General features: G+C 75.9%; 22 protein-coding genes. 8 read left to right on the top strand and 14 right to left on the bottom strand.

From position 1 onward, the window contains the following. From FSW04_RS06835 to FSW04_RS06815, 5 genes are read left to right on the top strand one after another with little or no spacing between them, the layout of a single operon-like run. Positions 1-1,446: an O-antigen ligase family protein gene (locus FSW04_RS06835; RefSeq protein WP_146917659.1), complete on the top strand. Its 1,446-nt coding sequence runs from the start codon at positions 1-3 to the stop codon at positions 1,444-1,446. Then, complete coding sequence (locus FSW04_RS06830; protein ID WP_146917657.1) at positions 1,443-2,903, top strand: polysaccharide biosynthesis tyrosine autokinase; 1,461 nt, start codon at positions 1,443-1,445, stop codon at positions 2,901-2,903. The genes FSW04_RS06835 and FSW04_RS06830 overlap by 4 nt, the downstream gene beginning before the upstream one ends. Positions 2,904-2,913: 10 nt before the next feature. Next, positions 2,914-3,849 (top strand): glycosyltransferase family 2 protein, encoded by a 936-nt coding sequence (locus FSW04_RS06825; RefSeq protein WP_228430962.1) that lies wholly within the window; start codon positions 2,914-2,916, stop codon positions 3,847-3,849. Then, complete coding sequence (locus tag FSW04_RS06820) at positions 3,846-5,471, top strand: polysaccharide deacetylase family protein (protein WP_146917653.1); 1,626 nt, start codon at positions 3,846-3,848, stop codon at positions 5,469-5,471. Before FSW04_RS06825 ends, FSW04_RS06820 begins: the two co-directional genes overlap by 4 nt. Positions 5,472-5,486: 15 nt before the next feature. Further along, on the top strand, positions 5,487-6,950 hold the full coding sequence (locus tag FSW04_RS06815) for an oligosaccharide flippase family protein (protein ID WP_146917651.1): 1,464 nt from the start codon (positions 5,487-5,489) through the stop codon (positions 6,948-6,950). Here the strand turns inward: FSW04_RS06815 and FSW04_RS06810 are convergent. The 7 genes from FSW04_RS06810 to FSW04_RS06780 form a co-directional block, all read right to left on the bottom strand. Then, entirely contained in the window at positions 6,940-8,718 is a 1,779-nt protein-coding gene (locus FSW04_RS06810; RefSeq protein ID WP_146917649.1) for an alpha/beta hydrolase family protein, read from the bottom strand. The genes FSW04_RS06815 and FSW04_RS06810 overlap by 11 nt on opposite strands. Before the next feature lie 7 nt (positions 8,719-8,725). Beyond that, positions 8,726-9,169: a universal stress protein gene (locus FSW04_RS06805; protein WP_146917647.1), complete on the bottom strand. Its 444-nt coding sequence runs from the start codon at positions 9,167-9,169 to the stop codon at positions 8,726-8,728. 122 nt (positions 9,170-9,291) lie between these two features. Continuing rightward, positions 9,292-10,143, bottom strand: coding sequence for a glycosyltransferase family 2 protein (locus FSW04_RS06800; protein ID WP_146917645.1), 852 nt, complete (start codon positions 10,141-10,143; stop codon positions 9,292-9,294). Between the two features lie 21 nt (positions 10,144-10,164). Continuing rightward, positions 10,165-11,664 (bottom strand): sugar transferase, encoded by a 1,500-nt coding sequence (locus FSW04_RS06795; RefSeq protein ID WP_187369310.1) that lies wholly within the window; start codon positions 11,662-11,664, stop codon positions 10,165-10,167. A 34-nt stretch (positions 11,665-11,698) separates the two neighbouring features. Beyond that, complete coding sequence (locus FSW04_RS06790; RefSeq protein ID WP_146917641.1) at positions 11,699-12,217, bottom strand: hypothetical protein; 519 nt, start codon at positions 12,215-12,217, stop codon at positions 11,699-11,701. Between the two features lie 233 nt (positions 12,218-12,450). Next, entirely contained in the window at positions 12,451-14,475 is a 2,025-nt protein-coding gene (locus FSW04_RS06785; protein ID WP_146917639.1) for an O-antigen ligase family protein, read from the bottom strand. Positions 14,476-14,477: 2 nt separating this feature from the next. Further along, complete coding sequence (locus FSW04_RS06780) at positions 14,478-14,942, bottom strand: hypothetical protein (protein WP_146917636.1); 465 nt, start codon at positions 14,940-14,942, stop codon at positions 14,478-14,480. Between the two features lie 65 nt (positions 14,943-15,007). On the opposite strand from FSW04_RS06780, the gene hemW reads away from it, so the two are divergent. Beyond that, a complete protein-coding gene (gene hemW / locus FSW04_RS06775; RefSeq protein WP_146917634.1) occupies positions 15,008-16,213 on the top strand; it encodes a radical SAM family heme chaperone HemW in 1,206 nt (401 codons plus the stop codon). Positions 16,214-16,230: 17 nt separating this feature from the next. Here hemW and FSW04_RS06770 read toward each other — a convergent pair whose 3' ends face one another. After that, positions 16,231-16,833 carry an arsinothricin resistance N-acetyltransferase ArsN1 family A gene (locus tag FSW04_RS06770; RefSeq protein ID WP_228430960.1) on the bottom strand — a complete coding sequence of 201 codons (603 nt, stop codon included), beginning with the start codon at positions 16,831-16,833 and terminating at the stop codon, positions 16,231-16,233. Between the two features lie 6 nt (positions 16,834-16,839). Between FSW04_RS06770 and FSW04_RS06765 the strand changes: the two genes are divergently transcribed. Continuing rightward, the gene (locus FSW04_RS06765) at positions 16,840-17,049 is read left to right on the top strand and encodes a hypothetical protein (protein ID WP_146917632.1); all 210 of its coding nucleotides are present in this window, start codon (positions 16,840-16,842) and stop codon (positions 17,047-17,049) included. Here the strand turns inward: FSW04_RS06765 and FSW04_RS25735 are convergent. Genes FSW04_RS25735 through FSW04_RS06745 form a run of 4 tightly spaced genes read right to left on the bottom strand, consistent with a single transcriptional unit; the run spans position 17,046 to position 19,706 of the window. Then, positions 17,046-17,837 (bottom strand): hypothetical protein, encoded by a 792-nt coding sequence (locus tag FSW04_RS25735; protein WP_187369309.1) that lies wholly within the window; start codon positions 17,835-17,837, stop codon positions 17,046-17,048. The two genes, FSW04_RS06765 and FSW04_RS25735, sit on opposite strands and share 4 nt — an antisense overlap. Positions 17,838-17,885: 48 nt before the next feature. Further along, on the bottom strand, positions 17,886-18,335 hold the full coding sequence (locus FSW04_RS06755) for a type II toxin-antitoxin system RatA family toxin (RefSeq protein WP_146917629.1): 450 nt from the start codon (positions 18,333-18,335) through the stop codon (positions 17,886-17,888). Positions 18,336-18,369: 34 nt separating this feature from the next. After that, positions 18,370-19,221: a fructosamine kinase family protein gene (locus tag FSW04_RS06750; protein ID WP_146917627.1), complete on the bottom strand. Its 852-nt coding sequence runs from the start codon at positions 19,219-19,221 to the stop codon at positions 18,370-18,372. Next, the gene (locus tag FSW04_RS06745; RefSeq protein WP_146917625.1) at positions 19,218-19,706 is read right to left on the bottom strand and encodes a low molecular weight protein-tyrosine-phosphatase; all 489 of its coding nucleotides are present in this window, start codon (positions 19,704-19,706) and stop codon (positions 19,218-19,220) included. Before FSW04_RS06745 ends, FSW04_RS06750 begins: the two co-directional genes overlap by 4 nt. Before the next feature lie 218 nt (positions 19,707-19,924). On the opposite strand from FSW04_RS06745, the gene FSW04_RS06740 reads away from it, so the two are divergent. Beyond that, positions 19,925-20,371 carry an acyl-CoA thioesterase gene (locus FSW04_RS06740; RefSeq protein WP_228430956.1) on the top strand — a complete coding sequence of 149 codons (447 nt, stop codon included), beginning with the start codon at positions 19,925-19,927 and terminating at the stop codon, positions 20,369-20,371. On the opposite strand, the gene FSW04_RS28345 is transcribed toward FSW04_RS06740, so the two are convergent. Both FSW04_RS28345 and FSW04_RS06730 read right to left on the bottom strand, forming a co-directional pair. After that, positions 20,280-20,684: a cupin domain-containing protein gene (locus tag FSW04_RS28345; RefSeq protein WP_146917621.1), complete on the bottom strand. Its 405-nt coding sequence runs from the start codon at positions 20,682-20,684 to the stop codon at positions 20,280-20,282. The genes FSW04_RS06740 and FSW04_RS28345 overlap by 92 nt on opposite strands. 110 nt (positions 20,685-20,794) lie before the next feature. Further along, entirely contained in the window at positions 20,795-21,127 is a 333-nt protein-coding gene (locus FSW04_RS06730) for a hypothetical protein (RefSeq protein WP_146917619.1), read from the bottom strand. Between the last annotated feature and the right edge of the window lie 15 nt (positions 21,128-21,142).

The following is a 21,142-nucleotide window of genomic DNA, read 5'->3' as shown; positions in this document are numbered from 1 at the left end:
GTGGGCGTCTCCGGCCTCGGCCACACCGCCTTCCTCCCGCTGCGCCGGCGGCCGCTGGTCCTGGGCAGCGCCTGGCTGTGGGCTGCGATCGCGGTCGCCCTCGGCGCGATCATGGGCGTGGCGATCGGGCTGGGCGGCGCCCAGGCCGGCATCCTGGTGGCGCTGCTGCCGATCGGCGTCGCGCTGCTGGCCCGCCCGGACTGGCTGCCCGTCGCGCTCGTGGTCACGGTCTTCGCCGAGGCCTACAGCATCGGCGGCGTCTCGATCTCGCGCGTCGCCGGGCCGCTGGCCCTCGCGCTGCTGCTGCTGCAGGTGCGCCACGACAGCCCCGCCCGGCTGGCCGGGCTGAACCGCCCGCTCATCGCGGCCGTCGTGGGCTATGCGCTGTGGGCGTTCGCGAGCACGCTGTGGAGCGTGGACGTGACGATGGAGGGCTTCTCCAACGGCACGGGCACGCCCTACGCGCTGCTGTCGCTGTCGCTGTCGGCGATCTACCTCATGGCGATCGCGGCGCTCGTGCGCACCGAGCGCCACGTGCTGGCCGTCGTCGTGGTCGTCTGGCTCATGTCCTCGGTCATGGGGCTCGTCGCGATCGGTGAGTTCCTGACGGGCACCGCGCGGGCCGTCGGCGTCAGCGGCGACGCGAACTTCTTCGCCTCCCTGCAGATCGTGGCGATCCCGCTCGGCGCCGTGCTGGCCGGCCACGTCCGGTCGGGGCTGCAGCGCGCGGTCGTCCTGGCGGGCGTCGGCATCGCGGTCGGCTCGGTCTTCACCTCCCTGTCGCGCGGCGGCATCCTGGCCCTGTGCGGCCTGACCCTGCTGCTGGCCTTCCAGCCCGCGCGGGCGTTCTTCCGCACCCGTGCGCGCAAGCGCCTGTTCCTCGCCGCCCTGGCCGTCGGCGCCGGCGTCCTGCTGACGCTGTCCTTCAGCGCCCTGTCGGCCCGCACCTCGTCGCTGTTCACGACGGCCGACGGGGGCTCGGGCCGGGCCAACCTCTGGCTGGCCGCCGGGACCGGGATCGGCCAGCACCCGCTGACCGGCCTGGGCTTCGGGGCGTTCCCGAGCCGGGCCAACGACCTCATGCGCATGACCCCGGGCGTGGACTTCAGCGCCTACGCGCTGCGCCCCGGGGGCCAGCCCGTCCACAACGCCTACCTCGAGTCGCTCGTCGAGCTCGGCCCGTTGGGCCTGGTGCTCTTCCTCCTCGTCCTCGGGCTGACGCTGCGATCGTTCCGGCGCAGCGCGAAGCTCGCCGACGAGCGCGGATCCCCGCTGCTGACGGGCGTGGCGCGCGCGCTACAGCTTTCGCTGATCGGCTTCGCCCTCACCTCCATCCTCTTGTCGACCGAGACCGACCGGACCCTGTGGGTCCTCATGGGTCTGGCCCTCACCCTGCCGCGCATCGTCGCGGCAACCCCGGCGCCAAGGAGGCGCACGGCATCATGAACGACGCACTCGACCCCAGCCCCTCGCGCACCACCCTGCAGAGCTACCTGCGCATCCTGCGCCGGCAGTGGTGGGTCCCGGCCGTCACGACGGTCGTCGCGCTGCTGGCCGCGATCGTCTACACGCAGACGGCGACGCCCAAGTACTCCGCCTCGACGAAGATCGTCGTCGGCCAGGGCCGCGCGCTGTTCGGCGCGGACGCCTCCGGCGCCGTGCAGCCGTTCACCCAGACGATGACCGACCTCCTGCAGAGCGACGTCGTGGCGCGGGAGACGATCAGCCGGCGTCACCTGGACCTGACGCCCCAGCAGCTGCTCAGCCGCCTGTCGGTGACGAGCAACCCGGACACCTCGGTCCTGCAGGTCTCCTACGAGGACACCGACGTCCGGCGCGCCACCCGCACGCTGGCGACCATCGCGGGCGTCTTCGTCGACCTCGTCGACCGCCAGCAGGGCACCGCGTCCTCCTCGGGCGCGTCGAGCACGACGCCGTCGGCGTCGCAGTCGGCGGCCGTCAGCGCGACGGTCTTCGACCCCGCCCATCCCAACCCCGACCAGGTCTCACCGCACGTCAAGCGCACGCTCGCGCTGGCGCTCATCCTCGGCGTGATCGCCGGCGTGCTGCTGGCCTTCCTGCGCGACGTCCTGTCGGGCCGGATCCGCAGCCAGGAGGAGGCCGGCGAGGCGTTCGGCGCCACCGTGCTGGCCACGCTGCCGCCGGCCGTGCTGGGCACCAAGCCCAGCCAGGTCGCGTTCCTGCCCAAGGCCCTGTCGGGCCAGGTGGCCGAGTCGGTGCAGCTGCTGGCCGCGTCGCTGCGGTTCTCGGGCCCGCGCAAGGAGAGCGGCGTCATCGTCGTCACCAGTGCGCGGCCCGAGGACGGCAAGAGCACCGTCGTCGCCCACGTCAGCTCGGTCCTGGCGCGGACCGGCGCCTGGGTCATCGCCGTCGAGGCCGACATGTACCGCCCGACCCTGCACCGCCTGCTCGACGTCGAGGCCGCCGGCGAGGGCCTGACCGACGTGCTCAGCGGCCACCGCCAGCTCGAGGACGTCCTCGTCGAGGTGCCCGCCGTGCAGCTGGCGCCCGTCAACGGCAACGGCCGCCCGCCCGCGGCCGAGGAGGTACGGCTGCAGCTCCTGCCCGCCGGCACCCCGCACCCGCTGCCCGCCGAGCTGCTGTCCCTGGGCACGACGGGCGAGCTCGTCGCCCACCTGCGCAGGATCAGCGAGTACGTCGTCATCGACACGCCGCCGATGCTGCTGTCGGGCGACTCGTTCCCCCTGCTGCAGCTCGCCGACCTCGTGATCGTCGTCTGCCGCGAGGGCGAGACGTCGCGCGACGAGGCCCAGTCGGTGCGCTCGCGGCTCGCCGGCCTCGGCGTCGAGAACTACCACATCGTGTTGACCAACTCGTCCCAGGCCGAGCAGCGGACCTACGGCTATTCCTACGCCGACTGACCCGCCGAGCGTGTCGGTCGTGGTCCCGACGCACCAGCGCCGCGACCAGCTCGACGCCGTCCTCGACGAGCTGCTGGCCAACGTCGCGCCCGCCGAGCTCGTGATCGTCGACGACGGCTCGACCGACGGCACCGCCGAGATGCTGGCCGCCCGCGCGGCCCGCGAGCCGCGCCTGCGCCCGATCGCGCAGGCCAACCAGGGCGCCGGGGCCGCGCGCCTGGCCGGCGTCCGCCACGCCCGCGGCGAGGTCGTCGTGCTCCTCGACGACGACGTGGTCCCGGCCCCGGGCGTCGTGGCCCGCCACGCCGTCCGCCACGCCGCCGACCCGTCCCTCGTGCTCGTGGGCTACATGCCGGTCGCCGCCGGGCCGCGCGACGCCCGCTCCTACCCGCGCGAGGCCTACGCGCGGACCTACGAGGCCCACGTGCGCGGCTGGGAGGAGGCCCCCGGGTCCGTCCTGGGATCCCTCTGGGCCGGCCACCTGTCCGTGCGCCGCGACGCCTACCTGGCGGTCGCGCCGCAGCTCGAGCAGGACGTCGCCTCCTACCACACCGACCTGCTGCTGGGCCTGCGGCTGGAGGCGGCCGGCCTGCACGGCGAGTTCGACCGCACCCTGACCAGCGTCCATCACTACGTCCGCTCGCCCGAGGGCTTCGTGCGCGACGCGGCCAGCTCGGGACGGGGCCTCGTCGACGCCCACGAGCGCCACGCCGACCGCCTCGGCGCGCTGGACCTCGCCGTCCTGACCGACGACCTGCCGCGCCCCGCCGCCTGGCTCGTGCTGCGCGCCCGCGTCGCGTCCTGGCCCCGGCGCCTGCTCGACGCCGCGATCGTCGCCCTGGGCCTGGCCCACGCCTACACCCTGCAGCGCTTCGCCGGGCGGCTGCAGTGGCGCATGGTCCAGCAGCAGGAGATGCTGGCGCGCCTGCGGGAGCTGCACGGATGAGAGAGCCGATCGTCCTCTGCTACCACGCCATCAGCCGCAGCTGGAACGTGCCGCTGACCGTCACCCCGGATCGTCTCGCCACGCAGCTCCGGGCGCTGCTGCGGCTGGGCTACGTGCCCGCGACGTTCTCCGACGCGCTCCTGCGCCCGCGCCACGAGCGCACGTTCGTCATCACCTTCGACGACGCCTACAGGTCGGTGCGCGACGAGGCCCTGCCGGTCCTCGAGCACTTCGGCGTGCCCGCGACCCTCTACGTGCCGACGGGCTGGGTCGGCCGCCGCGCCGAGTGGGAGGACATGGACGCCTGGCGCCGCGAGGGCGAGCTCGAGGAGCTCGACCTGATGACCTGGGACGAGATCCGGTCGTTGGCCGACCACGGGTGGGAGATCGGCTCCCACACCAACGACCACCGCCGCCTGCCGACGCTTGACGACGCGACGCTGGCGCACGAGCTCGTGCTGTCGCGCGAGCTCGTCGAGGCCGAGGTGGGCCGGCCGTGCCTGAGCATCGCCTACCCGTTCGGCGACGTCGACGCCCGCGTCGTCGCCGCCGCCCAGCAGGCGGGCTACCGGACCGGGGCGGGCCTCCCGTCGGCCAAGCCGACGACCACCCACCCCGTGTCGACGCCGCTGAACTGGCGGCGGCTGGGCGTCTCGCCGTCCGACCACCTGCTGCGCTTCGCCACCAAGCTCGTGGTCAACCGCTCGCCGCACACGGGCCCGGGGCCCGCTCGGCCCGACCCCAACCCGGCGTCCGTGCCCGCCAGGCCCGATGCGCCGAGTGCGGCGTCGCCCCGCGTCGCTGTGATCATCCCCTGCTTCAACGATGGCGTCCTGGCCAAGGAGGCCGTGGCCTCCGCCCTGACCGGCGAGGCCGTCGAGCTGGTCGTGATCGACGACTGCTCGACCCAGCCCGAGACCGCCGTCGCGCTCGACGAGCTGCGGGCCGAGGGCGTGCGCGTGATCCGCCACGAGGTCAACCAGGGCCTCTCGGCCGCGCGGCGCACCGGCCTGGCGGCCACGACGGCGCCCTACGTGTTCCCGCTGGACTCCGACGACCTGCTCGTCGACGGCGCGCTGACCCGGCTGGCCGACCGCCTGGACGCCGACCCCGAGGCCGTGGCCACCTGGGGCGACGTGGTCGAGTTCGGGACCCGCCAGCGCCGGGGCGTCGTACCGCTGCGCCTGGAGGGCTACCGCGTGGCCTTCCGGAACGACTACCCCGTGTGCTCGCTGTTCCGGCGCGACGCGCTGGTGCGCGTCGGGGGCTGGAACGACGTGGGCGGCATGGTCGGCTACGAGGACTGGAACCTCTGGATGACGTTCGCCGAGCGCTGGGACCTGGCGCTGCACGCCGGACCCGGCGTCGTCGCGGTGCGCCGCCGGCTGCACGGGCCGCGCATGCTCGGCGACTCCATCGGCCGTCACCGCAAGCTCTACGCCGAGCTGAAGCGGACGCACCCGCGGCTGTTCGCCGAGATCGGGCGCCATCGCCGCCACTCCAGCCTGTCGCCGCTGAAGAAGCTGGCCTACCCGGTCGTCTTCGGCGCGCGCCCGCCGCTCGGGCTGCGCAACGCCGCCTGGGCCGCGGGCGAGGCCCTGCAGCGCCGGCTGGGCAAGTAGGAGCGGAGCCCGTCGATGGAGGAGAAGGCCGTCCGCGGGGTGCCCTGGACGTTCCTGGGCCTGGCCGTCAGCAAGACGGTGACCACCCTGACCACGCTCGTGCTGGCCCACCTGGTCGCACCGTCGGACTTCGGGCTCATGGCCATCGGCCTCATCGTCGTCAACTTCCTGTTCTGGTTCGGCGGCATCTCGTTCGGGGCGACGCTCGTCGTCCACCAGGAGCTCGACCGCCGCGGGCAGGGGACGGTCTTCTCGCTGGCGCTGGCCGGCGCAGCCGGCGCCACGGCGGTGGCGGCGGGGCTGGCCCCGGTCGGCGCCTCCGTCATGCACCAGCCGCGCCTGACGAGCGTGCTGCTGGCGCTGTCGGCCGCCGTGCTCATCAGCGGCGTGGGCTCGTTCTACGAGTCGCTGCTGCAGAGCCAGCTCGAGTTCCGCCGCCGCTTCGCCGGCCTGGCCGTGCAGACCGTGGCGTTCTCGGGGGTCTCCATCACGCTGGCCGCGCTGGGCGCGGGTGTGTGGAGCCTGGTCGCCGGCCAGATCGCCTCCATGGGCCTGTTCGCGGCCGTGCTGTTCGTGCTGGCGCCCTACCGGGTGGCGCCCGCGTGGGACCCGGCGGTCGCGCGCACGGTGTTCGCGACGGGCCGAGGGTTCTTCACGCAGGGCATCACGGTCTTCATCCGCCAGAACGCCGACACGGTGATGGTCGGGCGCACCTTCGGCGCCGCGCCCATCGGCTACTACTCCATGGCCTTCCGCTTCGGCGACCTGACCTACTCGGCGCTGGCCGACCCGATCGCGCGCGTCACGTTCCCCGCCTTCGCGCGCAGCCGGGCCAACAACGACGACGTGCGCCCGGCCTTCCTGACCGTCCTGCGCCTCGTCGCGCTGTTCACCGTGCCGGCCGGCGTGCTGCTCAGCGCAGCCGGCGGCCCGTTCACGCACGCGTTCTTCGGGGCCGACTGGTCACCGATGATCGGCGTGCTGGGCGTCGTCGGGCTCTGGGCCGCCGTGCGGCCCGTCGAGTCGACGCTGAGCTGGCTGCTGAACTCGCTCGGGCGCGCGGGCGCCGTGGGCTGGGTCGCGCTGTTCGTCCTCGTGCCGCTCGTCGTCGGCCTCGTGTTCGCCGTGCGCTCGCACGAGCTCGCGCTCGTGGCCTGCGTGCCGCTGGCCGACACGTTGATCTCCTTCTCGGTGCTGACCGCGCTGGTGCGCCGCCACGCCGGCGTGCCGGCGCTGGACCTGTGGCGGGCGCTGCGCTGGGTCGCGGTGTGCGGCGCGGCCGACTGGGTCGTCACGCGGCTGGTCGTCGAGGCCCTGGGCTCCACGCCCGCCCTCGTCGCCCTGGTGCTCAGCGCGACCGCCGGGCTCGGCGCCTTCGTGCTGGGCCTGGCGATGTGCGACCGCGGGCTGCTGACGTCGGCCCTGCGCCAGGTCGCGCGCGTCGCCGGCCGCGCCCCGGCGCCGGCCCCTACGGCCTGACGGCGGCCTGCAGGTCGCGCTCGATCGCCGCGTCGAGGCGGGCGTGGACCTCGCGCTGCAGCTCGCGCGGCTTGAGCTCGTGGACGTCGCGCAGCTCGGGCAGCGTCTCGAGCACGAGGTTGGGCCAGCGGTCCAGGCGCGTCAGGTGGCCCGTGCGCTCCAGCTCCTCGTGGACGGGCTCGGCGCCGGTGAAGAGCAGGTAGCCGCGCTTGCCGTCGTCGCGCAGCCGGTCCAGCACGGCGTCGACGGGATCGGCCGGCGGCGCGGCAGGCTCGCGCCTGGCCGCGCGCGCGGCCTGGCGGCCCAGCGCCCGCAGGAGCCGCCAGGCCATCGCCCGGGCGATCTCGGCGCCGCGACGCAGCGGGATGTCGCCGCGCAGCACCCGGCGGTAGGTGGAGGCCTTGGCCAGGTAGCCGAGCTTGCGCGTGTCGCGCAGCGTGCCCAGGTCGGGGTCCCAGACCAGCGCGCGCGTGTTGAGCAGGTAGGCGCGGTCGATGCGCTCGTCCTCGATCGCGGCCTGCAGCGACCAGTACGCGCCCGAGCACAGCCCGATGGCGCCGAAGCGCCGGGAGCCCTCGCGCGCCGCCAGGCGGTCCAGGACCTCGTGCAGCGCGGCGACGAACTCCGGGCCGTAGTAGGCGCCGACGTCGCCCTCCATGCTGTCGGGGCCGTCGGCCTCGCCGATCCCCGGGAGGTCCAGCCGCACCGACGGCACGCCGCGCGCCGCCCAGCGGCGCGCGAGCTCGACCCACATCCGGTTGGGCCCGATGCGGCGGATGGACCCCGCGTTGAGCAGCAGCAGCGTGACGGGCGCCGGCCCCGTGGCCTGCGCGGGCTCGGCCAGCACGCCGTCGACGCCGCCGACGCGCACCGGCGTCTCGCGCACGCCGTCGATGATCGCCTCGGCCGCCTCCGCGGGCGCCGCGCTGCGGGCGCGGTGCCCCGCCGGGCCGGCCGGGCCGGCGTCCAGGAACGCGTCGACCGCGGCGATCGCCGCCCACGGCGGCGTCGAGCTGCCGGGCTCGGCGACCATCGCCCCCCACCCGGGGCCGTCGGCGTGGGCGACCTCGGCGCCCGTGGCCCGGGCCGCATCGACCAGGCGGGCGTCGGGCTGGGCGCCGTCGCGGCCGAGCACGAGCACGCGCCGGTCGGCCCACGGCGCGCCGGGCGCCCGCAGCTCGGTCGCCTCGAGGACCGCGATCGTCGCCGCCGAGAGCACGAAGCCGCCGGCGGTGATGGCGCCGTCCTCGTCGCCGGCCAGCTCGCGCCCCGGGTTGAGCTCGGCCAGCCGCGAGCGCTCCAGGCGCGAGAACGCCTTGACCTCGCGCACGTGGGAGCGACCACGGGCGGTGACGCCCCAGAGGACCAGGTCGTCGGCGGCGGCGCCGGCCGCCACGGCCTGCCAGCCCACGAAGCCCCCGAGCCCGAGCCCGACGAGCGTGATGCGGTCGGTGCCGTCGTCCTGGCCGGCCATCCAGGCGCACGCGGCGGTGACGGCGGTCGTCCACGCGCCGAGGCGGTCGTCGTCGGACGGGCCGCCGGCGCTGTCGCCGCCGCCCGGCAGGTCCAGGCGCACCACGCCGGTCCCGCGCGCGGCCAGGTGGCGCGCCCACGACCAGCGCGGGCGGTAGGAGCACACCTCGTCCCAGCCGAACGGCGGTACGAGCACGACCCCGCGGCCGCTCGGCGCGCCGGCCGGCGCGTCGTGGCGGACGAGGACGGCCTCGCCGCCGGCGTCGAGGTAGAAGGCGCGGCTGGCCGGGGCCACGGTCAGGTCAGGTCGTCCGGATGATGAGGACGCTGCACGGCGCGTGATGGCTGATCTTGTTGGGCACGGAGCCCAGCAGGAAGCGCTCGGCCCCGGTCATCCCCTTGTTGCCGACGACGATGAGGTCGGCGCCCTGCTCCTCGGCGACGTCGAGGATCGCGTCGGCCGGGTCGCCCTGGCGTGCGAACACCTCGACGGGCACGCCGCGCTCCTGCGCCGGGAGGGCCGCGTCGCGCAGCGTCGCGTCGACGTCCTCGCGCGGGTTGATCGTCCACTGCAGGTCGGCCGGGACCTGCTCGGCCTCCTGGCGCAGCCGCGCGCCGGCCACCGGCTCGAAGGCCGAGACGATGAGCAGCCGCCCGCCGTGGGACTCGGCGAGCTGGGTGGCGTCGGCGACCGCGCGTCCCGCGGTCTCCGACCCGTCGGTGCCGACGACGATGGTGGAGAACATCAGATCAACCGGGTGGCCGCGATGATGATGCCCGCCAGGACGAACACGACGATGAGGGCCTGCGTCCAGATCCAGAAGGGAGACACGCCTTCCATCCTAGGCCGCGCCCGGGCGCGGCACGGTCAGGCCCCGGGCGCCGTGGGCTCGGGCAGCACCCAGTTGCGGCGCTCCATCGCGTCGCCCTCGGCGCGCAGCGCGCGGCGCTGGCGCCGCCACTTCCACTGGAAGTAGGCGAAGCCCTGCAGATGCTGCAGCGCCTCCTTGGACACCGGGCGGCTGGCGGTCGTGCGCCGGTAGACGTGGATGACGACGGCGGCCGGGTGGTAGGCGATGCGGTAGCCGGCGCGCCGGATCGCCACGCACCAGTCGATGTCCTCGGGGGCGAACGGGATGCGCGGGTCCAGCTCGCCCGCGGCCTCCTGGGCCTCGCGCGAGAACATCATGGCCGCGCCGATGACGTACTCGGCCTCGCGCGTGCGGTCGTGCGGCGCGTCGAGCTGCAGGTGGCGGCGCACGACGGCGCCGTCCTCGAAGAACCGGCTCAAGGGCGGGCGGCGCAGGAGCGGCAGCAGCACGGGCGGCAGCCGCCGCGCCGACGGCTGGAAGCCACCGTCGGGGTACTGCAGGCGCGGGCCGACGAGCCCCACGTCGGGGCGCGCCTCCAGGAAGGCGACGAGCTCGGCCAGCGCGCCCGGCGTCAGCAGCGCGTCGCTGTCGAGGAACATCCGGTAGCGGCCCGTCGCGATGCGCAGCCCGTGGTTGCGCGCCGAGCCGCCCTCGTTGCGGTCCAGGGCGACGACCTCGGTGCCGGGGAAGGCCTCGCGGACCGCCGCCACCGTGCCGTCGGACGAGCCGTTGTCCACCACGATGGGCTGCACGGAGACCGGAGCGGCGTGCTCGGCGATCGCGGCCAGGCAGGACAGGACCTCGTCGCGCACGTCGCGGGCGATGACGATGATGGAGACGTCCGTCACGGGTGGTGCGCGCGGAGGGGACTACTCGGCCGGGCGCAGCACGGCCAGCACGGTGAGGACCAGGATCTTGAAGTCCAGGCCCAGCGACCAGTGCTCGATGTAGTAGTTGTCCCACTCGACCCGGTCGCTCAGCGAGGTCTGGCCCCGGAGGCCGTGGACCTGCGCCCAGCCGGTCAGCCCGGACTTCACACGGTGGCGATCGCCGTAGCGCCGGATGTCGGTCTCGAAGAGCTCGACGAACTCCGGACGCTCGGGCCGCGGGCCGATGAGGCTCATCTCGCCGCGCAGCACGTTGAAGAACTGCGGCAGCTCATCGAGCGAGGTGCGGCGCAGCAGGCGGCCGATGAGCGTGCGCCGGTCGGCGCCCTCGACGCCGCCGGGGGCGCTGCCCTCACCGGGCCGGAAGCCCGCCGCGGCGGGGTCGGGCATCCGCATGGAGCGGAACTTGTACAGGTCGAAGACCGTGCCGTCGCGACCCACGCGGCGCTGGCGGAAGATGGTCGGGCCCGGCGAGCTGAGCCGCACGGCCATCGCGATGGCGGCCATGAGCGGGCCGAAGAGCACGATGAGCAGCAGGGCGCCGAGGCGGTCGAAGCCGTGCTTGACCGCGAACTGCCAGCCCTTGGGGTGCACCGTGCGCAGGCCGACCAGCGGCGTGCCGCCGAGGGGCTCATAGGTCGCGCGGTGGTTGAGCGACTCGAACAGCCGCGGCACGAGCGAGACCTCCAGGCCGAGGGCCTCGCAGCGGCGCACGAGGTCGACGAGCCGCTCGTCGGGCTCGGAGGAGAAGGCGATGACGACGTGCTCGGCGCCGGTGATCTGGGCCACCCAGTCCAGGTCGTCGGGCGAGCCGAGCACCGGGATGCCGGAGACGTCGAGCGTCTCGAGCGGGTCGGCGTCCAGGAAGCCGACCGGCGTGAGGCCGTACTCGGGCTGGTCCTCCAGGCGCCGGGCCAGACGCGTGCCGACGGCGCCGGCGCCGACGATGAGCGTCGGGCGCCCATCGAGGCCGCGAGAGCGGGCCAGGCGCTGCACGCCGAGCAGGGCGGCGCGCGTGCCGCCGACGGTCACCATGGCCACGGCCCACAGGTGAGCGGTGACGGCCGGGGCGAACTGGGACCGGACGAGGTAGGACTCGATGACGACGGCGGCCATGGCGGCCACCGAGACCGAGCCCGCGATGGGCACCACGCCGTCGAGGATCGTGGGGCGCAGGCGCCGCTCGTACATGCCGCGCACGAGCAGCAGCACCATGACCAGCGGGGGGAAGACCAGCAGCGGCCAGCCCTCGGAGAAGGGCACGGGCTCCTGCGGCCAGCGCAGCGCGACGACGACGGCGAAGACGAGGCCCAGGAGGTCCAGGCCGGGGCGCAGGGCCGTCGCCTGGAGCAGGCGGTGGGCCGCGGAGCGCTCCGGGCGGCGCAGCAGCAGCGGGGCGTAGGCGCTCGCGGGCACGCCGGCGGGCGGCACGTGCAGCGGCACGGCCTCGGCGCTCTGGCGGCTGAGCTCGATGCGGTTCACGACGAGATCCGACTCCACCAGGATGTCGGCGCCATCAGGCCGTCACTTGAGCGCCGCCGGGGTCCCGAGGGCCGCCGTCAGACATTCGGCGCAGCGCGAGCCCGACGAGCACGAGCGCCCCGATCGCCAGCAGCGCGACGAGCACGTCGCCGCCCGACAGCAGGCCGCCGGCGTCCGAGGAGGAGGACGAGGGGTAGGCGCGCACGGGCGGGGCACCGGTGGGCGTCGCGGTGGGGGCCGGAGCGGTGGCCTCCGGCGTCGAGGTCGTGGCCCCGGAGCCCTTCGTGGCCGGGCTGTGATGCGGGCGCCGCATGGGCCTGGAGCCCGAGGACGACGTCGACGTCTGCGGGGCGGTGGCGCGCAGGCTCGTCCCGGCGGGCGCCGCCGGGCCGCTCGTGCCGCCGCCGGATGGCGGATCGACCAGCGTCGAGCCCAGGACGACCTGCTCGCCGCCGCCGGGGCCGCCGTAGCCGCTGAGCAGCGGATCCGCGGCGCGGCTCGCGGCCGGGAGCAGGAGCGCGGCGGTGAGCATGAGCAACAGGGTGCGGGCCATCACGCTGGTTCTCGAAGCCGTGCCTAGGTGGCGTCCGAGTGGTGCCGAGGCATTCCCTGCCGGATCGAGCTTGCGGATCATCCTTGCGCCTTGTCCGTGGACTGACGCCCCTCAGGTGAGGAGCATCGCGCTCCGAACGTAGCACGGTGTCGCGTCAGACCCCACCGCCTCCCCTGACCACTCCACCAGTTCTTACGTGATCACCGGCCGCGTTGTCCGCGCAGGGCCTCCGATCAGGTGCCGCCCCCGCCGGCGAACCGCTGGCCCTCGGTGAGGATCCGCCGGTTGAGGGCGGGGATGTCGACCGTGCCGCCCGCGCGCACGACCGCCAGCGCCTCCTTCGCGGTGGCGTCGCGCGGGGCCAGGGCCACCGCCCGGGCCAGCAGCCGGCGGGCGTCGGCCGCCCGGCCCTGGACGGAGGCGATCGCGCCGAGCTCGAGCGTCGCGTACTCCCCGCGGCGGTTGCGCGACAGCGCATCCTCGAAGGCCGCGCGTGCCCGTGCGAGGTCGCCGTAGCGCAGGGCGATCGAGCCCTTGACGAGCGCCGGGCGGTCCCCGAACGGGTCGAGGTCGCCCGCGCGGTCCAGCCGGGCGTAGGCCTCCAGCGGGCGGGTGCCGAAGATCGCGCCGGCGCGCTCGACGTCGCGCTCGGCCAACCAGGGCCCGGCGATGACCACGCCGCAGGCCACGAGCACGAGCGCGGCGGCGCCGCCCCCCAGGAGCGCGCGCCGGCGCGACGGCGCGCGCCCGGCCGCCGGGGGCGCCGCGCGCCGCGGAGCCGTCGCGCACGCCAGCCCCAGCAGGGCGAACGCGGGCGCGCCGAGGCCCGCCCATTCCCAGAACCAGTCCGTCATGCCGTGCACGACCCAGTAGGCGAAGCCCATGACCGCGCCGCCGGCGACCGCCGCGGCGAGCGGGTCGGCCAGCCGCAGTGCCCGGGCGGCCGCCGCCAGCGCGGCGCCGAACGCGGCCAGCAGCAGCAGGGCGCCGACGATGCCGGTCTGCTGCAGCGTGCGCAGCGCCAGGTCGTGCGGGTAGCTCGGGGTCTCCGGGCTGGTCCCGCGCACGAGGTAGTCCTGGAAGAAGTTGTCGGCCCCGACGCCGGCGATCGGGTGGTCGGCGAACACGTCGATCGCGACGCGATAGAAGTCATAGCGGTTGGAGCCCAGCCCCGCGACGAGGCGGTTGCCCGAGGCCTTGTTGTCCTCGTAGCCGCCCTTGAACGAATGCCAGGCGTCCTTGAGCGGGTGCACCGGGCCGCCGACGACGACCAGGCCGGCGGCGCCGCCCACGATGAGCCCGGTCACCACGGCGACCGCCCAGGCGCGGCGCACCGTCCGCGCGGCGCCGGGGGCCAGGGGGCGACGGACCTCCCAGGCGGCGACGGCCGCGACGACCGCGCCGCACAGCACCGCGGCGATCAGCACCCCGCGCAGCACGGCGTGCACGGCGTCGTGGATCCGCGAGGCGTCGCCGGCGTTCACCGCCGTCCCGACGTCCAGGCCCGTGGGCACCACGGCGCCGGCGGCCAGCGCGATGGGCACGAGCACGGCCAGGTGGCGCAGCCGTCCCGGCACCAGGGCGACGAACAGGACGGCGCAGATCGGCATCGCCAGGACCGAGCCGCGGCTCTGGCTCAGCAGCGCGACGTCGATGAGCACGACGGCCGCGGCCGCCAACAGGCCGCGCAGCGCCCAGGGCACGCGCGGCGAGGCGGCCAGCGTGACGGCCGGCCACAGCGGCATGAGCCACAGCGCCGCCGCCGCGTTGGCGTAGCCCGCGGGGTCGACGAGGCGGCCGTCGAGGAACAGCCGCACGGGGTCGGCGACCGTCCCGACGCGCACGAGCGTGATCGTGGCCAGCACGCCCATGCCCAGCGTCCACGTGCCGAGCACGACGGCGGCGGTCGACGGACGCTGCGGCCAGAGCGCGAACAGGACCATGACGGCCAGGTAGAGCAGGGTGCGGTCGGCGCCCTCCAGCGCGGCGCCGCGGTCGTCGGCCCAGGCGATGGACAGCAGGCTCCACGCCGTGAACGCGGCGAAGGCCGCCAGCGCGACGCGGACCGCGACGGGCACCTGGGCCCAGCGCAGCGGCGCGGCCGCCAGCGCGAGGCCGAGCAGGGCCAGCACGCCCAGCGCGCCGGGGCCCCAGCCCGTGATGGGCTGGCCGCCGTCGATCGGCACCCACGCGAGGAAGATCCCGACCGCCAGCAGCGTGGGCACCACGACCGGCGCCGCGCGCAGGGAGCGGACCACCCCTAGCTCTCCAACCGGCCGTTGATCGCCTGGATCGTCGCGTTCAGGCGACGGCCCGCGTCGGCGATCGTCGTGCGCAGACGTCCCTGCGCGGCCAGGATCTTCTGCGGGTCGGTGCCGCGCAGCTCGGCGCGCGCCCGCCGCAGCGCGGCGCCGTACTCGGCGACCCCGGCGACGAGGCGCGCGTGGAGGTCGCGCAGGTCCGACGGCGGGCGAACCGACCGCAGGTCGGCGATCGCGACCCGCACGGCGCCCTCGTAGGCCCCCAGGGTGCGGGCGTCCTGGGCCGGGGTGCTCGTCGGCGTGATCCGGCGCCCGAGCGCACCGAAGCGCTGCGCGAGCCCCGACTGCGCGCGGTTGAGCGCCTGGACGTAGTCCGTGCGCTCCCGGGAGCCGCCGCCGCCGCCGCAGCCCGCGGCCAGGACGGCGAGGAGCACCGCGAGCATGGTGGCCGCCGGGGCGCGCATCGCCCGCGACCATAGCGGGGGCACCGGCCTCCACGGCCCCGGCGGCGCCTAGCCTGTGGACCGTCATGGCCCGGCTCCCCGACGGCGAACGTCCGCCCGCAGATGGCAGGCTCCCGCCCGCCGCGCTGGAGGGCCTGGGCGCCCGGCCGTTCGGCGTCTACGTGCACGTCCCGTACTGCGCGCACGTCTGCGGCTACTGCGACTTCAACACCTACGTGCCGGGCGCGGGCGGCACGGCGGGCTACGTCGACGCGGTGCGCGCCGAGCTGGCGCTCGCGCGCGAGGTGCTCGGCGACGACGTGCCGCCCGCCGAGACGGTCTTCGTCGGCGGCGGGACGCCGACGCTGCTGGCGCCCGGCGAGCTGCACGCCGTGCTGGACGCGGTCCGCGAGCAGTTCGGGCTGGCGCCGGGCGCCGAGGTCACCACGGAGGCCAACCCGGAGACCGTCGACCCCGCGACCCTGGCGGCGCTGCGCGAGGCCGGCTTCACGCGCATCTCGCTCGGGATGCAGAGCGCGGTCGGTCACGTGCTCGAGGTCCTCGAGCGCCGCCACTCCCCCGGGCGCGCCGTGCAGGCCGCGCGCCAGGCGCGCGAGGCGGGCTTCGCGCACGTGAGCCTGGACCTGATCTACGGCACCCCGGGCGAGGACGCCGGGGACTGGCAGCGCACGCTGGAAGCCGCGCTGGACGCCGCGCCCGACCACGTCTCGGCCTACTCGCTCATCGTCGAGCCCGGGACGCGCCTGGCCGCCCGGGTGCGCCGCGGCGAGCTGCCGGCGCCCGACGACGACGTGCTGGCCGAGCGCTACGAGGCGGCCGAGACGCTGCTCGGCGGGGCCGGGTTGCAGTGGTATGAGATCGCCAACTGGGCGCGCGGCGACGACGACCGCTGCCGCCACAACCTCGGCTACTGGTCGGGCGCGGACTGGTGGGGCGCGGGCCCCGGCGCCCACAGCCACGTCGGCGGCGTGCGCTGGTGGAACGTCCTGCGCCCGCAGCGCTGGGCCGCGCTGGCCGGCGCGGGCGCCTCGCCCGCCGCGGGCCGCGAGGAGCCCGGTGCCGAGGCCGCGCATCTCGAGCACGTCATGCTCGCCGTGCGGCTGCGCGACGGCCTGGCGCTGGACGACCTGACGCCGCAGGGGCGCGACGCGGCGCGCGCGGCGGGCGCGGACGGCCTGCTGGCGCCCGGCCCGCTGGAGGCCGGGCGGGCCGTGCTGACGCTGCGAGGGCGCCTGCTGGCCGACCGCGTCACGCTGGCGCTCGCGGCCTGAGCCAGGCCGCGGGCGTGTCACTCCGCGGCGTCGCCGATGAGGCGCTCGACGAGCACGCAGTCGCGCCAGCGCCCCTCGAGCAGCCCGTGGCGGCGCTGCGTGCCGACGACCGTGAAGCCCGCCGCCTGGTGCAGCGCGATGCTCCCCGTGTTCGTCGTGAAGATCCGCGAGGTCAGCTTGTGCAGCCCGATGCCCTGGGCCGCGCCGGCCAGCGCCTCCAGGAGCGCCAGGCCGACGCCGTGGCGCCGCGCGGCCCGGGTGACGTAGACGCCGTGCTCGCCGATCCCGGCGTAGACCTCGCGCTCGGAGTAGGGCCCGATGCGCGCGAAGCCGACGATCTCGCCGTCGAGCTCGGCGACGAGCACCGGGTAGAGCCCGCGCAGCCACTCCCGGACGTCGTCGGCGTCGCGCAGGCGCGTCTCGAACGTCGCCTCGCGCTCGGCGATGCCCTCGTTGTAGATCGCCGCGACCGCCTCGGCGTCGGCGGGCTGGGCGTCGCGGATCGTCAGCGCGGCGGGCAGGGCTCGGATTCTAGGCGGCCGTCCCGCACGCCCGCCGCCGCCGCGGATGTCTGCACGGTGACATGCGCGGCCCGTGCCGGCCGGGGGCGCCGGTATCACCGCGGCGTGACGACCGATCCCCCGCCCGGGCCGGGCGAGCTCGCGGCCGAGCAGGACGAGCGCGCGTGGGAGGAGGCGCGCGCCGCGCGCGAGACGCCGCAGGAGGCCGAGGCGCGGGCCCACCTGCGCCGATCCGAGAAGGCCGCCTACCTGCGCGACAAGCTCGAGGAGGCCGAGCAGGCCGACGCCGAGGCGGCGGCCGAGGCCGACGGCTAGGGCGTCGTCGCCGCCGGATCCGCCGGGGCGGCCGACGCGCCGGGCGCCGCGGTCGACGGCGCCGCGGTGGCCGGCGGGGTCGTGGCGCTGGGCGCCGGGGTGGCGGGCGCCGGGGTCGTCACGGTCTGGGTCACGGTCTTCGTGGGGCCGGTCGACGTCGTGCCGGGGGTCGTGGCGGTGGTGGTCGGCGTGGTGGTCGTGCCCGTCGTGGTCTTGGTCTTCGTCGTGTGGTGGCCGCCGCCCCAGAGCGTGGTCTCGTGGCCCGGGCGGCCGACGGAGCCACCGACGATGACCTCGGGAACGGTGTAGACGACGACGCAGATCACGAAGCCCAGCAGGCCGGTGATCACGGCCAGCCGCCAGCGCAGGCGCCGGCTGCGGGTGGAGTACACGCGCACGGGCCCGGCCGCCGCTCCCGCCTGCGGCGGCGGGTACGCCGGGGGCGCGCCGGCCTGGAGGCGATCGGGCAGGTCGTCGGACAGCGCGGCGGCGTCGATCGTCGCCCCGGTCGCGCCGCGGGAACGCACCCGCGGGACGACGGCGGGCACCGCGGACGTCACGACGTGGGCGGGCTTGCGCAGCGCCTCCTTGACGAGCGCGACGACGACGGGCGTGAACGCCGCCGAGGCCAGCGTGCCCGGGGACCAGACCTTCGCGGTCACATAGGCGGCCGCGGCCGAGGCGATCGCGGTGATGAGCAGGGTCTGGAGGTCGACCCCGCCACCCTGGGACGGAGGCGGTGTGGGCGGTGCCGACCGGACCGGCGTCGGTGAACCCTTCGCGGCCATGGCCCTCGACGCTAGCGAACGCGAACGCGCCCTCCCGGGCGCGGTTGCTCAGCCTTCCTCGGCGGTACGCTTGAGGCCCTCGGCCGCCTTGCCGAGCAGGAAGTCGCGGACCTGGTGCTCGACCGGGCCCCGCAGGAGCAGGCCCAGCACGCGGCCCGGGTCGACCTCGAGGCCGTAGCTCGCGCGGGTCTGGTCGTTGCCGAGGTCCTCGAGCCGCCACCAGCCGTGAAGGGACTTCACGTCGCCCTTCTCCTGCACCCAGTGGATGGCGCCCGGCTCCTCGTAGGTGAAGCGCAGGCGCGTCGTGACGTGCTTGACCTTGGCGTCGCTCTTGGTGTCGGCGACCGCGGCGCGCCCGGCGCCGTCGCGCTCGAGCACGTCGACGTCGAGCAGCGTGCCCTGCCACGCCGGCGCGTTCTGGATGTCGGCCGCGATGTCGAAGCACCGCTGGATCGGCGCCTCGATGTCGACGGTCCGCTCACCGTGGATCTTGCCCATGGGCGGGACCGTACCCCAGCGGGGCCGGGTCCGGTCAGCCGTAGCGCTCGGCGGCGCGCCGGACCGCGGCGCCGTAGCTCCCGCCGAACAGGATCGCGTGCACGAGCAGCGGGAACAGCTGCCAGAGCGCCACCCGCTCGCGGGCGCCCTCGGCGCGCGGCCACACCTCGTCGTAGGCGGCGTACAGCGCCGGCCCCGGCGACCCGAACAGCTCGAGCATCGCGAGGTCGACCTCGCGGTGGCCGCCGTGGGCGGCGGGGTCGATGAGCCACGGCCGCCCGTCGGCGCCGGCCAGCACGTTGCCCGTCCACAGGTCGCCGTGCAGCCGCGCGGTGGGCTCGGCCGGCCCGGCCAGCACGTCGATGCGCGCCGCGACGGCCTCGACGGCGCGCAGGCCCGCGGCGTTCAGCGCGCCGCGCCGCGCGGCGATCGCGGCGGGCTCCAGGAGGCGCCGCTGCGCGTAGAACGCGGGCCAGTCCCCCGCCGGGTCGTTGGGCAGCTCGAGGGGCCCGAGGCGCAGCGGGCCCTCCGTGCCGGGCGGCGGCGCGCCGGGGCCGGGCGCGCCGGCGCGGTGCAGGAGCGCCAGGCTCCGGCCCAGGGCCTGCTCGTCGAGGGTCCCGCCGCCCGGCACCCACCCCAGCGCCAGGAAGCGCTCGTCGACGGCCAGCACCTCCGGCACGGGCGGACCGCCCCGCGCCTCGGCGATCCAGCGCAGCCCGGCGGCCTCGGCCGCGTAGGCGCCGGCGACCGCGTCGGGCGCGGTCTTGACGAACACCTCGCGCCCGTCGGCCAGGGTGGCGCGGTAGGCCGCGTTGAGGTCGCCGCCGGCGACGGGGACCAGCTCGGCGACCTCCCGACCCAGCGCCGCGGCGAGGGCCTGCCTCACACGCGGCCCTCCGCGCGCAGCGTGGCCAGCAGCCCGCGGCAGGCGGCGTCGACGAGGTCGAGGACGTGGTCGAAGCCGTCGGCCCCGCCGAAGTAGGGGTCGGGCACCTCGAGGTCGCCCGCGATGACGGCGGCCGGGTCGTACTCGCGCAGCAGGCGCACGCGGCCGGCGGCGTCGCCGGGCGCGACCGCCCGCAGCGCCTCGAGGTTCTGGCGGTCGGCGGCCAGGATCAGGTCATAGGCCTCGAAGTCGGTCGCGGCGACCTGGCGCGCCGCGCCCTCCATCACGATGCCCCGCGCGCGGGCCGCGGCCGTCGAGCGGCCGTCGGGCGGCTCCCCGATGTGCCACGAGCCGGTCCCGGCGCTGTCGAGCTCGACGACATCCTGCAGACCCTCCTGGACGAGGAGGTGCCGCATGACGGCCTCCGCGGTCGGCGAGCGGCAGATGTTCCCCATGCAGACGAAGAGCAGGCGCACGGGGTCCACGCTAGTCGGCGGGGCGCGGGTCTGGGTCGCCTGGGCCCCGCATGGAGCGGCGTGGACGTGGGCGTCGGAGCCGGGGTGGGCGCCGGGCTCGGCTTGACCTCGATCGTGACCGTGTACCGCGGGGACGGGCTGGAGGTCTGCACCCCGGCCGTCGGAGGTGTCGGGCGGCTGGAGGACGAGCGATCCCTGCCACACCGCGGCCTATGATCGCGGCTGCCGTGACCGAGCCGTTCTCCCTCCCCGTGCGCGTCCGCTACGTCGAGTGCGACATGCAGGGGCGCGTCTTCAACGCGCACTACCTGACGTGGTTCGACATGGCCCACACCGACGCGCTGCACCAGGTGACCGGCCTGAGCTACGCCGAGCTGCTGCGCACCCACGGCATCGACTTCGTCGTCGCCGAGTCCAACGTGCGCTACCGCGCCCCGGCGCACTACGACGACCGTCTCGACGTCGTCGTCGCCTTCGACCCGCCGACGACCTCGTCGCTCACCAGCCGCTTCACCGTCGTGCGCGACGGCACGACCCTCACCGAGGGCATGCTGCGCCACGTGTGCGTCGACGCCGCCGCATTCACGAAGGCGCCGTGGCCCGACCCGGTGCGCGAGGCGCTCGCCGGCTACGCCGCGGGGGTGTCCTCCGAGCGGCCGTCGCGGCCGACGTAGCCGCCAGGCCGCCGGGCTCCAGCACGTGCGAGGTCCCGTCGCCGAACGCGATGCGCGCCCGCCCGCGGTGGACGAAGCAGACCTCCTCCTGGCGGTCGTGCCAGTGGCGGTTGGTCGTGTGGCCCTGGGGCAAAACGATGGCGTTGATCCCGAACACGGTCACACCGAGCTCGCCGCGAACCTTGCGGAAGCCGGGGCCCTGGCCGGGGTCGTCGAGGTTCGCGACGGCGTAGACGGGGTGCGGCAGGCCGCACCCCGGGCCGGGGGCCACCTCGCTCGCCGGGCCCGCGGGCGGGTGCGAGGTTTGCGCCATGCCGTCGCCTGATCACCATCGCGAGGCGCCCGCCGGCCGAGGACGGGTCCGCACGTCGATGGTGTGGCAGGGGGCGGCCGGCCCGCGTGGCGCCTCGCCGCGCGCGGACGTCAGGCGGGCCGGCGCCAGGGCACGGATGCCCCGCTAGGCGCATCGGCGAGCGCGATGGCGCCGGCGGCCATGACGGCCGCCGCCACGGCCACGGACGGCCAGGCGCCGATGGCGTGCGCCAGGCCGTGGGAGCCCGCGAACACGGCCAGGTAGAGGCCGAGCAGGCCCACGGTGCGTCCCGTTCCCACGCGCGCCTGCCAGTGGCGCGCGCACCAGCCCGCGCCGGCGACGAGCACGATGCCGCCCAGCGGCCGCACGCCGGTGGCCTGGGCGACGGCGAAGCCGGCGACGAGTGATCCGGCCGCCACGGGCCATGTCTGCGGGGTGCGCATGCCCACAACGGTAGT

It is taken from the genome of Baekduia soli, from assembly GCF_007970665.1.
In the GTDB taxonomy this organism is placed as follows: Bacteria; Actinomycetota; Thermoleophilia; order Solirubrobacterales; family Solirubrobacteraceae; genus Baekduia; species Baekduia soli.
Note: the sequence above shows the minus strand (reverse complement) of the source record. Positions and strands in the feature narration are given on the sequence as shown.

Bases quoted from the DNA above. Each gene is read 5' to 3' on its own strand.
- FSW04_RS06830 (WP_146917657.1), top strand. From the start codon at position 1,443: ATGAACGACGCACTCGACCCCAGCCCCTCGCGCACCACCCTGCAGAGC.
- FSW04_RS06820 (WP_146917653.1), top strand. From the start codon at position 3,846: ATGAGAGAGCCGATCGTCCTCTGCTACCACGCCATCAGCCGCAGCTGG.
- FSW04_RS06815 (WP_146917651.1), top strand. From the start codon at position 5,487: ATGGAGGAGAAGGCCGTCCGCGGGGTGCCCTGGACGTTCCTGGGCCTG.
- FSW04_RS06805 (WP_146917647.1), bottom strand. From the start codon at position 9,169: ATGTTCTCCACCATCGTCGTCGGCACCGACGGGTCGGAGACCGCGGGA.
- FSW04_RS06790 (WP_146917641.1), bottom strand. From the start codon at position 12,217: ATGGCCCGCACCCTGTTGCTCATGCTCACCGCCGCGCTCCTGCTCCCG.
- FSW04_RS06780 (WP_146917636.1), bottom strand. From the start codon at position 14,942: ATGCGCGCCCCGGCGGCCACCATGCTCGCGGTGCTCCTCGCCGTCCTG.
- hemW (WP_146917634.1), top strand. From the start codon at position 15,008: ATGGCCCGGCTCCCCGACGGCGAACGTCCGCCCGCAGATGGCAGGCTC.
- FSW04_RS25735 (WP_187369309.1), bottom strand. From the start codon at position 17,837: ATGGCCGCGAAGGGTTCACCGACGCCGGTCCGGTCGGCACCGCCCACA.
- FSW04_RS06755 (WP_146917629.1), bottom strand. From the start codon at position 18,335: ATGGGCAAGATCCACGGTGAGCGGACCGTCGACATCGAGGCGCCGATC.
- FSW04_RS28345 (WP_146917621.1), bottom strand. From the start codon at position 20,684: ATGGCGCAAACCTCGCACCCGCCCGCGGGCCCGGCGAGCGAGGTGGCC.
- FSW04_RS06730 (WP_146917619.1), bottom strand. From the start codon at position 21,127: ATGCGCACCCCGCAGACATGGCCCGTGGCGGCCGGATCACTCGTCGCC.